The 12,272-nt window shown below is 70.8% G+C and carries 9 protein-coding genes; 3 read left to right on the plus strand and 6 right to left on the minus strand.

Annotated elements, in window-relative coordinates:
- Window positions 1-144: 144 nt before the first annotated feature.
- From ACQPYK_RS41615 to ACQPYK_RS41630, 4 genes are read right to left on the minus strand one after another with little or no spacing between them, the layout of a single operon-like run.
- The gene (locus ACQPYK_RS41615) at window positions 145-1,065 is read right to left on the minus strand and encodes an ABC transporter substrate-binding protein (RefSeq protein WP_433244431.1); all 921 of its coding nucleotides are present in this window, start codon (window positions 1,063-1,065) and stop codon (window positions 145-147) included.
- 37 nt (window positions 1,066-1,102) lie between these two features.
- Window positions 1,103-1,774, minus strand: a complete 672-nt coding sequence (locus tag ACQPYK_RS41620) for an ABC transporter permease (protein WP_433244434.1) — start codon at window positions 1,772-1,774, stop codon at window positions 1,103-1,105.
- Window positions 1,771-2,433, minus strand: a complete 663-nt coding sequence (locus tag ACQPYK_RS41625) for an ABC transporter permease (RefSeq protein ID WP_433244437.1) — start codon at window positions 2,431-2,433, stop codon at window positions 1,771-1,773. Before ACQPYK_RS41625 ends, ACQPYK_RS41620 begins: the two co-directional genes overlap by 4 nt.
- On the minus strand, window positions 2,426-3,529 hold the full coding sequence (locus ACQPYK_RS41630; RefSeq protein WP_433244440.1) for an ABC transporter ATP-binding protein: 1,104 nt from the start codon (window positions 3,527-3,529) through the stop codon (window positions 2,426-2,428). The genes ACQPYK_RS41625 and ACQPYK_RS41630 overlap by 8 nt, the downstream gene beginning before the upstream one ends.
- A 296-nt stretch (window positions 3,530-3,825) precedes the next feature.
- On the opposite strand from ACQPYK_RS41630, the gene ACQPYK_RS41635 reads away from it, so the two are divergent.
- The 3 genes from ACQPYK_RS41635 (at window position 3,826) to ACQPYK_RS41645 (ending at window position 9,997) form a co-directional block, all read left to right on the plus strand.
- On the plus strand, window positions 3,826-5,643 hold the full coding sequence (locus ACQPYK_RS41635; RefSeq protein WP_433244443.1) for a hypothetical protein: 1,818 nt from the start codon (window positions 3,826-3,828) through the stop codon (window positions 5,641-5,643).
- A 170-nt stretch (window positions 5,644-5,813) separates the two neighbouring features.
- Window positions 5,814-9,539 carry a S8 family peptidase gene (locus tag ACQPYK_RS41640; RefSeq protein WP_433244446.1) on the plus strand — a complete coding sequence of 1,242 codons (3,726 nt, stop codon included), beginning with the start codon at window positions 5,814-5,816 and terminating at the stop codon, window positions 9,537-9,539.
- A 128-nt stretch (window positions 9,540-9,667) separates the two neighbouring features.
- Window positions 9,668-9,997, plus strand: a complete 330-nt coding sequence (locus ACQPYK_RS41645; protein ID WP_433244449.1) for a cupin domain-containing protein — start codon at window positions 9,668-9,670, stop codon at window positions 9,995-9,997.
- 48 nt (window positions 9,998-10,045) lie between these two features.
- Here the strand turns inward: ACQPYK_RS41645 and ACQPYK_RS41650 are convergent, their stop codons facing one another.
- Together ACQPYK_RS41650 and ACQPYK_RS41655 are read right to left on the minus strand one after the other, a co-directional pair.
- Window positions 10,046-11,044 (minus strand): helix-turn-helix domain-containing protein, encoded by a 999-nt coding sequence (locus ACQPYK_RS41650; RefSeq protein ID WP_433244452.1) that lies wholly within the window; start codon window positions 11,042-11,044, stop codon window positions 10,046-10,048.
- A gap of 27 nt (window positions 11,045-11,071) precedes the next feature.
- Complete coding sequence (locus ACQPYK_RS41655) at window positions 11,072-12,244, minus strand: lipid-transfer protein (protein ID WP_433244455.1); 1,173 nt, start codon at window positions 12,242-12,244, stop codon at window positions 11,072-11,074.
- Window positions 12,245-12,272: the final 28 nt, after the last annotated feature.

Consider the following 12,272-nt stretch of genomic DNA (forward strand, 5'->3'; position numbering starts at 1 on the left):
GTACGGGGATCGCGCCCGTGAAGTCGTCGGGGACCACGGCGGCGAAGCCGTACGGAACCCGCGTACATGAAGCCGTACGGCCCGCGCACCGAAAGATCGTGCGCGGGCCGTACGGGGTCGTGCGGGGTGGGAGCGCGGGAGCGCTCAGAGCAGGCTGTTCTGGGTCAGCCAGTCCTTGGCCACGGTGGAGGCGTCGTCCTTGTCGATCGCCACGCGCTTCATCAGCGCGAGGAGACCGGCGGTGTCGAGCTTGGCGGAGACGGCGTTCAGCGTGGTCTTCACGGTGTCGTTCACCCCGGCCTTGTTGACCAGGGGCACGATGTTGTCGGCGGCGAAGGCGTTCTTGGTGTCCTTCAGCGAGACCAGGTCGTTGAGCACGATCTTGGGGTCGGTGGTGAAGACGTTGCCGACCTGGACGGTGCCGTCCTTGATGGCGTCGGCGGTGGCGTCACCGGTCTTCTTCCACTCCTTGAACTCCAGGCCGTAGGTGTCCTTGAAGTTCTTCTCCTGGCGGGACTGGAACTCCGGCGGGCCGCCGATCGTGTAGCCCTTGGCCACCTTCACCAGGTCCTCGATCGTGGTGAGGCCGTCCTTGGTGGCGGTCGCCTTGGTCACGGTCAGGGAGTTGTTGTCCTCGGCCGCGGCGGGGTCGAGGACCTCCAGCTCGGCGGGGAGCTTCTCCTTGAGCCCGGCGACGACGTCGTCCTTCGTCTTGACCGTCGTCGTCTTGTCGACGAAGGCGAGAAGCGAGCCGATGTACTCCGGCAGGACCGTCAGGCCACCGCTCTTGGCCTGGTCGAACAGGACCTCGCGGCTGCCGATGTTGAGCTTCTTCTCGACCTGCACGCCCTTGGCCTCCAGGGCCTGGGCGTAGATCTCGGCCAGCAGGACGTTCTCCGGGAAGTTTGCCGAGCCGACGACGACCTTCCCCCCGGCCGCGGACGCGGACCCGGAGCCCGCGGGGCTCGCGGACGCGCTGGTGAGCGGGTCGCCGCCGCCACCGCACGCGGTAAGAGTGAGCGCCGCGGACAGGATGACTGCCGCGGTGCTGAACAGGCGCTTCATCGTGCTTTCCCTTCTAAAACGGGAGGTAATAAGGAGGTTAGCGTACGGTCTGGCGCTGGCTCACCCCCGGGGAGACCATGACGCGTTGCACCATAGCGAAGCCCAGCTGGACGACCAGAGCCAGCAGCGCCACGAGGACGGCCCCTCCGATCGTGCGCGGGAAGTCCTTGGTCGCGAGACCGTCGACGATGAACCGGCCGAGGCCGCCCAGACCCACGTAGGCGGCCACGGTCGCGGTCGACACCACCTGGATCGCGGCGATCCGCAGGCCGAGCAGGATGAGCGGCAGCGCGACCGGCACGAGCACCCGGCCGAGGACCTGCCCGCCGCGCAGGCCCATGCCGTAGGCGGCGTCGCGCAGGTCGGGGTCGACGCCGCGGATGCCCTCGTAGGTGTTCACCAGGATGGGCGGCACGGCCAGCGCCACCAGCGGGATCAGCACCGGGACGATGGTGCCCACGCCCATCAGCAGCACGATGAGCACGAGCAGGCCCAGCGTCGGCAGGGCGCGGGCCGCGTTGGCGCTCAGCACCGCGAACACCGCGCCCCTGCCGGTGTGCCCGATCCACAGCCCCAGCGGCAGCGCGATCAGCGTGGCGAGCACCAGCGAGATCGCGGAGAACTCCAGGTGTTCCAGCAGCCGGGCGGGGATGCCGTCCGGACCCGACCAGTTGGCCGGGTTCCCGAAGAAGTCGATCAGCCAGTTCACGCGCTCCCCCTTGCCCGCGACCACGGGGTGAGCAGCCGCTGCGCCAGGACCAGCAGCAGGTCGGCGCCGGCCGCCAGGATCACGACCAGCACGATGCCCACGATGATCGGGGTGTAGAACTGCCGCTGCCAGCCGTCGATGAACAGGTAGCCCAGCCCTCCCCTGCCGACCAGCGCGCCCACGCTGACCAGGCTGATGCTGGAGACGGCGGCCACCCTCAGCCCGGCCAGCACGACCGGGACCGCGATCGGCAGCTCCACCTGCAGCAGCCTGCGCAGCGGGGTGAAGCCCATGGCCACCGCGGACTGGCGCACGTGGTCGGGAACCGAGCCGAGCCCGTCCACGACGGCCGGGATCAGCACCGCCATGGCGTAGAACGTGAGCGGCACCATGACGGTCGTGCGGGTGGCGAGACCGGTGATCGGGATGAGCACGATGAAGACCGCCAGCGAGGGCAGCGAGTAGACCACGTTCATGACGCCGACGGTCGGCTGGTAGAGCCAGCGCCAGCGGACGCCGGCCAGCCCGAGAGGCAGCGCGACGAGCAGCCCGATGACGATCGGCACCAGCGCCATGACGACGTGGTCCTCCAGCAGGACCTGGATGGAGGGCCAGTTGCGCCCGATCCAGTCCCAGCGGATCAGTGGTTCCTCATGCACCGACGCCCCCGGCGACCTTGCCCAGCGCCTCGTCCAGCGCCCCCCGGGTGGCCACGCCCTCGACCCGGCCGGCGTCGTCCACCGCGATCGCGCTGCCCGAGGGGGACAGCAGCGCCGCGTCCAGCGCGCCGCGCAGCGAGTCACGCCCCCTGACGAACGTCCCGTACGGCGCGAGCCGCACGTCGGCCAGCGTGCCGGACTCCGGCAGGTCCGCGACGGCGGCCCAGCCCAGCGGCCGGTTGTCGGCGTCCACCACGGCCAGCCAGGCCTCGGCCGCGCCCCGCGCCGAGGAGACCTCGGCGGAGGCGGGCACGGTCAGGTCGGTGCGCAGGCTCAGCCCCTCGTCGGAGACGAACGAAAGCCGCCGGATGCCCCGGTCGCGCCCCAGGAATCCCTGGACGAAGTCGTCGGCGGGCCGGGCCAGCAACGTCGCGGGGTCGTCGAGCTGCGCCAGCTTGCCGCCGACGCGCAGGACGGCCACCCGGTCGCCCAGCTTGATGGCCTCGTCGATGTCATGGGTGACGAAGACGATCGTCTTGTTGAGCTCGGCCTGCAACCGCAGGAGCTCCTCCTGCAGGCTCGTGCGGACGACGGGGTCCACCGCGCTGAACGGCTCGTCCATCAGCAGCACCGGCGGGTCGGCCGCCAGGGCGCGGGCCACGCCGACGCGCTGCTGCTGGCCGCCGGAGAGCTGGAAGGGATAGCGCTCGGCCATCTTGAGGTCGAGCCCGACGCGCTCCAGCAGCTCCATGGCCCGGTCGCGGGCCTTCTTCTTGTCCCACCCGAGGAGGTAGGGCACCGTCGCCACATTGTCGACGATCTTGCGGTGCGGGAAGAGCCCCGCCTGCTGGATGACGTAGCCGATGCCCCTGCGCAGTGCCGGCGGGTCGATGGTCTTCACGTCCACGCCGTCGAGGAGGATCTGGCCCGCGGACGCGTCGATCATTCTGTTGATCATGCGAAGAGAGGTGGTCTTGCCGCACCCCGAAGGGCCGACGAACACGGTTATCTCTCCGGTGGGCACCTCAAGGCTCAGGTCGTCGACGGCGACGGTTCCGTCCGCGTAGCGCTTGGTGACCCGGTCAAATTTGATCATGCGCAACCTCTTGCTCCTCGGCAGGGCTGCGGCTCCTGCCACAACTGCCCCATGATCTAACGCGGACCACCCTATGGCCTATGACCGACATTTCCGATCTGTCATCTCGCCTTCGGCCGGGCCCTCCAACCAGCGCGATATCTATCAAATGGGCATTCAATCCTGCGGAGAACCTCAACAGATCGGCATGATTACCCATATCGTGGAGATTGACACCTCCAGCACCATACGCATCATCGGCCGTCAGGCCTACCCTCTCCACCACGCTCGCTCGAACCAACAGAGGAACCGGTCCCGTGCCCCAACCGCTCCTCGGTCAGCACACGCGCGGCGAACTGATCGCCGAGCTCTACGACCGTCACGCCGCCGGACTGTTCGCCTACTGTCACGACCAGATCGGCGATCCCGACTCCGCCGCCGCCGCGCTGGTGGCCGTCCTCACCGCCGTTCCGGACGTCGAGCCCCCGCGCGCCGCGCTCTACGCGTTCGCCCGTCGTGAGATCTACCTGCGGGACGTCCGCTACGCGCCGCCCGCCGCCGTCGCCGACACCGATCCGGTCGCCGCCCTCGTCGAGCGGGTGCTGCGCGACCTGCGCCCGCACCAGCGTGAGGTGCTGTTCCTGTCCGGCGTGTGCGAGATGGACACCGCCGAGCTGTCCTGGGTGCTCGACGTGGCGGCCGACACCGCCGACGAGCTGACCGTGAGCGCCTGCCGCCGTTTCGCCCAGTCGCTGAACCTGGCCCTGGCCTCGGCCAGAGTGCCGGACCACCTGACCGACGCGTTCGGCGCCCTCGCCGTCGCCCCGGTCCGCGACGTGCTCGTCCGCGCTCCCTGGGCCACCCCGCCGGCGGCGCTGCGCGTCCTCGCGCTGGGATCACCGTCCGGTACGGCCGCCGCCCCGCCCGCGCCGCCCGTCAAGCCGCTGTGGCCGACGACCCCGGCGTGGCCGCTGCCGCTCGCCGAAGCCGACGCGCTGACCGGCACCGGCCTGTTCACCCCGCCGGACCGCTTCCCCGACCCGTTCTCCCCCGCCGACCTCTCCGGCCCCTTCTCCGCTCCGGACCCCGACGCGGTCTCCGCGCACGAGGCCACCACCGAGCCGATGCCCAAGCTCAAGGACGCCGTCCTGACGGCGCTCGACGACCTGGCCTCCCGGCCCCGACGGCCGAGGCTCCAGCGGCCGAGACCGCGTGGCGCGTCCGTGCCGCCCACGCCTGTCCCGTCCTCCTCACCCGCTTCGCCGGCTCCGGCCGTCTCCCCCCTGTCGGCCCCGCTCCCCGCCGACATCCTCGACGACGTCCCGGCGCCGCCCGCCGGACCCGCCCCGCTGAACGACCTGTTCCGCCCTCTCACTCCCGAGGCCCGCGCGGCCCTGGCCTACACCGACAAGCTGGTCGCCTCCGCGCCCCGCGAGGAGCCGATCCCCGCCGCGTTCCACGACTGGCCGACGCCGGTGAAGTCGCCCGAACCGCCGGCCGCCCCACCGGTCCAGGACGCGATCACGCCCGCGCGACCGGCCCTGCCCGGTTGGCCCCTGCGGGCGGAGGAACTGGACGACCAGGCCCGACACGACCAGGCCCGGCACGGCCGGGCACCGTCCCCCCTGCAGCCCGACACCGATCAGACTCCGTCCCCGCAATGGCCGGACATCGACCTGGCGCCGCGCACGAGGCGGCCCAAACACGCCGCCGCGCCCAGGCACGCCGCCCGCCCCGATGTCCTGCCGCCGGCCGTCCCCGAGTCCGTCCCCGTGACCGTGACCAAGTCCGAGCCCGTCCCCGTGACCGAGTCCGAGTCCGAGTCCGTGACCGAGTCCGTCCCCGAGCCCGCGTTCCTGACCGAATCCGAGTTCCTGATCGGGCCGGCGTCCGGAGCCGAGCCCGGGCCGAGCACGCCGGACGCCGCCGGGACCGCCGGGACCGAGGCCGACACAGACACCGAGGCCGAAGCGGCGGAGGCGGCCCGCCCGCGACGGCCACGCGGACGGTCCCGGCACAAGCACCGCCCGATCAGGCGGCTCCCGCGTCACCACGACTGGATGTGGGAGCTGATCGGCTTCCTCATCTGCGTGACGATCGCGATGATCGTCTTCTTCGCGATGCCGACGCCGTGAGACCCGTTTCACCGCGTCGCGCGCGATCCCCCAGATCGACACCCTCGGTTTAGCCGACTGTCATATTGGCGACATGTCGCACTTTCGGCAGGTCGGAAAACGTGACGTGAGGGTCCCCATCGCCCACTCTCGTGATCGGCAGTACCGAATCACGGAAGGTCGCCCCCCTCATGCACTGGCTTGCCCGTCTCACCGCCGTCGGAGCGGTGCTCCCCCTCCTCGCCCTACCGGTGCCGCCGGCCGCCAGCGAGGCCGCCCCTGTCCCGGCTCCGCCTCCGGCCGCCGGTCTTCACCGGGTCACCCTGGTCACCGGGGACGTGGTGACCGTCCGCCAGGCTGCGGCCGGGAAGTGGGCCGTCACGGTCGATCCCGCCAAAGGCCGGGAGAGGATCAGATTCACCACCCACGACATCGACGGGAAGCTTCAGGTGCTGCCCGACGACATGGTCCCGTACGTGGCCCGGAACCTGGTCGACAAGAGCCTTTTCGCGATCAGCGACCTGATCGAGCAGGGATACGACGACGCGGGCAGCCGCACGCTGCCGCTGCTGCTCGCCTACGGCAAGGGCGCGCGGATCGCGAGCGCCCTGCCCGGCACCGAGCCGGGGACCGAGCTGGAAAGCATCGACGCGCGGGCGGTGGGCGCCGGCAAGGGTGAGCTGGCCGCGTTCTGGAAAGCCGTCAAGGAGGCACCGTCGGCCCGCTCCGGCGAGCCCCTGCTCGCCTCCGGGATCAGGAAGATCTGGCTGGACGCCAAGGTCACGGCGGACCTGGAGCACAGCGTTCCGCAGATCGGCGCCCCCGACGCCTGGAAGAGCGGGTTCGACGGCAAGGGCGTCAAGGTCGCCGTCCTGGACACCGGCGCCGACGAGAACCATCCCGACCTTGCCGGAAAGATCGCCGACAGGCACAACTTCACCACCGCCCCTTCGACCCAGGACGGTCACGGGCACGGCACCCACGTCGCCTCCACCATCGCGGGCCTCGGAGCCGCCTCCGAAGGCCGTCGCAAGGGCGTGGCCCCCGGCGCCCAGCTGATCGTCGGCAAGGTGCTGGAAAACGACGGCTCGGGCCGGTTCTCGCAGATCATCGAGGGAATGGAGTGGGCCGCGACGTCCGGCGCCGACGTCATCAACATGAGCCTCGGCGGTGACGCGACGGACGGCACCGACCCCCTCAGCGTCGCCCTGAACACGCTGACCGAGCAGACCGGTGCCCTCTTCGTCGTCGCGGCCGGCAACCAGGGAGAGGAGTACACCGTCGGCACGCCCGGCGCCGCGACGTCGGCGCTGACCGTCGGCGCGGTCGGCGCCGACGAGACGCTCGCCCCCTTCTCCAGCCGTGGCCCGCGTCTCGACGGAGGCGCCAAGCCGGACATCACCGCCCCGGGAGTGGCGATCGTGGCCGCGCGGGCCGAGGGCACCTCGATGGGCACACCCGCCGACGAGCGCTACACCGCCGCGTCCGGGACCTCGATGGCGACCCCTCACGTGGCAGGCGCCGCCGCGATCCTCAAGCAGCGGCATCCGGACTGGAAGGCCTCGCAGCTCAAGGACGCCCTGATCTCGACCGCCAGGACGGCGCGGGACCTGACCGTCTACGAGCAGGGCGGTGGACGGGTGGACGTCGCGCGTGCCGTACGGCAGGACGTCACGGCCACCGGCGTGCTCGACCTGGGCACCCACCAGGACGGCGGCTCCACGACCCCCTCCGGGACCGTCGCCTACACCAACTCCACCCAGGCGCCCGTCTCCCTGACGCTGACCGCCACCCTGAGCAACCTGGACGGCGACGCCCCCGCGCAGGGCGCGCTCACCCTGGGGTCGGCGTCGGTCACCGTCGACGCCGGCGCCACGGTCACGGTCCCGGTGAGCGCCGACCTGGCGAAGCTGGCCTACGGCCGGCACTCCGGTCACCTCACCGCGGTCACCGCGGACGGCTCGGTCTCCCTGCAGACCACGCTGGCGCTCACCAGGAGTCCCCGTACCCACAAGGTGCACATCAGCGCCGTCGGCAAGGACGGCAAGCCTTCGAGCATGAGCAACATCTTCATGTTCGGTCCTGGCCCGCAGGACAACCTCCTCACCTACCTCATGCCGTGGGAGGCCGAGGAGGGCAAGACCTTCGAGGTCTCCGAGGGCACCTACTACGCGCAGGGCCAGTTCGGCGAGGAACGCCTGGGCGGGCACATCATCGACATCAAGATCGACATTCCCGAGTTCCAGGTGAACGACGACGTGGAGCTGGTGTTCGACGCGCGCAAGACGCGACCGATCGTGATCAAGATGCCGCAGCCGGTGGTCCAGGACGGCATCTCCACCTACTCCAGCTACCGCGACACCGGATCCCGGAAGATCACCTCGTCGTTCATGAACTTCCCCTCGGTCGAAGAGCTGCACGTGGCCGAGACGCAGCCGGTCCGCAAAGGCGCCTTCGAGTTCACCTCGCGCTGGCAGTACGGCGCGCCGAGGCTGTCCTCCCGGGTCGATGGCCTCAAGGGGCCGCTGGACCTCTTCCCGATGGTGAGATCACCTGAGTGGAGCGGCAGGTACCGGTGGGAGCTCGTCGACGGCGGTCACGGCACCCCCGAGGAGCTCAGCGGTCTCAAGCTGCGCGACCGGGCGGTCATCCTGTCGAGCACCCTGGACGGTCCCCAGTGGGACGAGATGATCGCGGCCGCCGCCGAGGCGGGCGCCGCGGCGGCCGTCGTCGTGCCGACCAGCGACGACGGCTCGTGGCAGTACTGGTTGCCGGGCGAGGACAGGCAGGCGATCCCGGGCGCCTCGATCCCCTACGAGCAGGGGCAGAAGCTGCTGGAGCGGGTCCGCAAGGGCCGGGCCGTCCTCGACGTGACCGCGAACATGGCCATCCCCTACCTCTACGACATCTCGCAGGTCTCCAAGGGGCGGATCCCGGAGCAGGTCGTCTACGAGGTCAACGCCTCCAACCTGGCCCGTGTGGACACCGGCTACCACGAGACCGGCGGCTTCGGCTGGGCCAAGGAGCAGCGGTTCGGCTGGCGGCCGTGGCAGGTCTTCGCCAACGAGGGGCAGCGGTGGGTTCGCACGGGCGCCGAGCGCGTCGAGTACGTCACCTCGGGTGACACCGAGTGGGAGCACGTGGCGCAGCACATGTTCACCTGGGAGTCGATGAGCCCGCTCACCCCCGGGCTCACCGGCGGGCTGCGCAGCTACGCCGCCGGTGAGAAGGCCGGCGAGCGGTGGTTCGGCCCCGTCGTGCGGCCGGCGGTCCCGCCGGGCAGGCCGGAGTTCACCCCGACCCGGACGGGGGACACGCTGAAGTTCGACATCCCCGAGTTCGTCGACGCCGCCGGGCACTACGGCTACGCGTTCTCCTCCGACGAGGAGGACACGGTCTCCGCCCGCTTCTATCGTGACGGCGCGCTCGTCGAGGAGCCGCGACGGGCCGTGGGGACCTTCCCCGCCGTTCCGGAGAAGGCCACGTATCGGATGGAGCTGTCCACCAAGCGCTCGTCGGAGGAGTGGACGTACGCCACCGAGACCAGCACGGCCTGGACGTTCGGTTCCGCCCGGCCGAAGTCCGGCTCCGAACCGCTGCCGCTGCTGGACGTCGACTACACCGTGCCCGCCGACCTGAACGGCCGGGTTCGCCGGATACTGCCGGTCCCGCTGGACTTCGGCGTGCGGAGCACCGCGCCCGGCTTCGCCCTGCGGCAGGTCACGGCCGAGCTCTCCTACGACGACGGAAAGAGCTGGAAGCGGCTGGTGCTGCTGCCCAGCGGCAAGAACCGCTACTCCACCCTGGTCTCCCACCAGGCGAGCAGGGGACAGTACGTCTCGCTGCGGGTCACCGCGAAGGACGGCGCGGGGAACGCGGTCGAGCAGACCGTGCTCCGTGCCTACGGCGTGAAGTAGGGGTCCATGCTCCGAGCCCGGTACGGCGCCCACAGGCCCTCACCGGGCTCGGAGCCTGCCGGGACGGAACCCTCTCCAGCGCCGCCTGCTGAGGGTGGGCCGTTTCGTTCATGAAATGATCCAGGACCATGGAGATCATCGACAGTGGACGGTTCGTGCCGGCGGCGGACGGGTCCGCCGACTACGCGGAGCACCTGCGGGTGCCCGCCCTCAGCTTCGGGACGTATTCCATCCCTGCCGGTGCGGTGGACGGGCAGTCACCGCACAACGAGGATGAGATCTACGTCGTGACGAGCGGGCGTGGCTCCTTCACCTCCGGCGGCCGCACCATCGAGGTCGGCCCCGGCACCACGCTCTTCGTCCCGGCCCGTGAGGAACACCGCTTCCACGACATCACCGAGAACCTGGTGGCGCTGGTGTTCTTCGCCCCCGCGTACACCGGGATTCCTCAGTCCTAGGGCGTATCCTGTGGATCTTTGGTGGCGGTCCGGTGCGCGGGACACACCCTAGAGCCAACGTTCCCGGGCGGCGTGCCAGGCGAGCTGCATCCTGGTCTGCGCGCCGGCGAGCTCCATGATGTGCGCCAGGCGTCGCTGCACGGTCCGCTGGCTGATCCCGAGCTGGCTGGCGATCGACTTGTCCGGCACCCCGGCGACCAGCAGCGACAGCAGGTACAGGTCGTCGGAGTTGAGCGGGCAGGGATGGGTTCCCTCGGTGAGGGCGCCGTCCTCGGCGATCCGCAGCGGCGTCGCCCGGTCCCAGTAGCTCTCGAACAGCGCGATCAGCGCCTCCAGCAGTTCGCCGCCCCGTATCAGCGCCGCCGTCGGCTCCGATATCCCGGCATGCCGTACCAGCGGCATCAGACCGATCTCCCGGTCCACGACCATCAGCCGGACCGGCAGCCGGGGCAGGGCTCGGGCGTGCTCGCCCAGCTTGACGCCGTAGGCCACGTTGGCCTGCATCCCCGGCTCCTCCAGCAGGTCACGCTCGTAGATCACCCGGTAGACCACTCCGCGGCGCAGCGCGTCCAGCTCCGCGTCGTTCTCGGTCGAGTGCATCACGATCGCGCTTCCCCGGCAGAAGCAGAGGACCTCCTCGCGGGCGTTCTCCTGCAGGTGTTCGAGCTGCTCGCGCAGCGCGATCCGGTTGGGCAGCACCTCGACGAGCCGACCGGCGTCGCGGCGGCGGGCGTTGCCCCGGTATTCCTCGGACAGCTGCTCCACCGTGCGCCGCGCCCAGTCGAGCGACTGCTGCCGGCGCGACAGCTGCGCGCCCAGCACGATGTCGGGGTCCGCCGGGGTGAAGCGCCGCTCGGCCGGGGCGGCCCTGTCCGGAGGGGCGGCCCGGACCAGGCCCCTGGTCTCCATGGACCGCAGTACCGTCTCAACGGTTCCAGCGTCGAGGTCCAGCTCTCCGGCGAGATCGGCGGCGCCCGCCTCGGCCGCCGTCACCAGGATCCGGTAGACGCGTTCCTCTACCGGATCCAACCCCACCGCTTCCAACATGTCGCAATAATGCCACCAAAACAGACATCACTCCGCAGACAGGATCAATCCGCTGGTCGGCACGCCGGTCCCGGCGGTGACCAGGACGTTGCGGACGCCGGCCACCTGGTTCGCCGAGGTGCCCCGGATCTGCCTGACGGCCTCGGCGATGCCGTTCATCCCATGGATGTAGGCCTCGCCGAGCTGGCCGCCGTGCGGGTTGACCGGCAGGTGGCCGTCGATCTCGATGCCGCCGCCGGCCACGAAGTCGCGCGCCTCACCACGCCCGCAGAAGCCGAGCTCCTCGAGCTGGGTGAGCACGAACGGGGTGAAGTGGTCGTACAGGATGGCGGTCTGGATGTCGGCGGGTCCGAGACCGGCCTGCTCCCAGAGGCGGCGGCCGACCACCCCCATCTCCGGCAGGCCGGTCATCTCGTCGCGGTAGTAGCTGGTCATCATCATCTGACCGGCGCCCGCGCCCTGGGCCGCGGCGCTGATCAGGGCCGGCGATCTGCGCAGGTCCCTGGCCCGCTCGGCGGAGGTGACCACCAGCGCCACCGCCCCGTCGCTCTCCTGGCAGCAGTCGAGCAGGTGCAGCGGCTCGACGATCCACTTGGAGGTCTGGTGCTCCTCCAGCGTGATCGGGCGCCCGTGGAACCACGCGGCGGGGTTGGTGGCCGCGTGCCGGCGCATGGCCACGGCCACCCTGCCGAAGTCCTCGGAGGTCACGCCGTAGGCGTGCATGTAGCGCCGGGCGAACATGGCGACCCAGCCCGCCGGGGTCATCAGCCCGTACGGCACGTGCCAGCTCATCTCCAGCCCCTGGGACGACGGCTCGCCGCCGATCCGGGCGTCGGGCTGGCCGAACCTGCGCCCCGAACGCTCGTTGAACGCCCGGTAGCAGACCACGGTCTCGGCGACCCCGGTGGCGACCGCCATCGCGGCGTGCAACACGGTGCCGCAGGCCGCGCCGCCGCCGTAGTGCACGCGGGAGAAGAACGTCAGATCGCCGATGCCCACCTCGCGGGCCACGGCGATCTCCTGGTTGGCGTCCTGGGTGTAGGTCACCAGCCCGTCCACGTCCGAGGGGCTCAGGCCCGCGTCGTCCAGCGCGGCGAACACCGCCTCGGCGGCGAGCTGGAGCTCGGAGCGTCCTGACTGCTTGGAGAACTCGGTCGCGCCGATGCCGGCGACAGCCGTACTCCCCGGAAGGGAGACCACGGTGATGGGTGCCTTTCTGCGGGCGGAG

This window comes from Streptosporangium sp. CA-135522 (assembly GCF_050949235.1).
Classification (GTDB): Bacteria; Actinomycetota; Actinomycetes; order Streptosporangiales; family Streptosporangiaceae; genus Streptosporangium.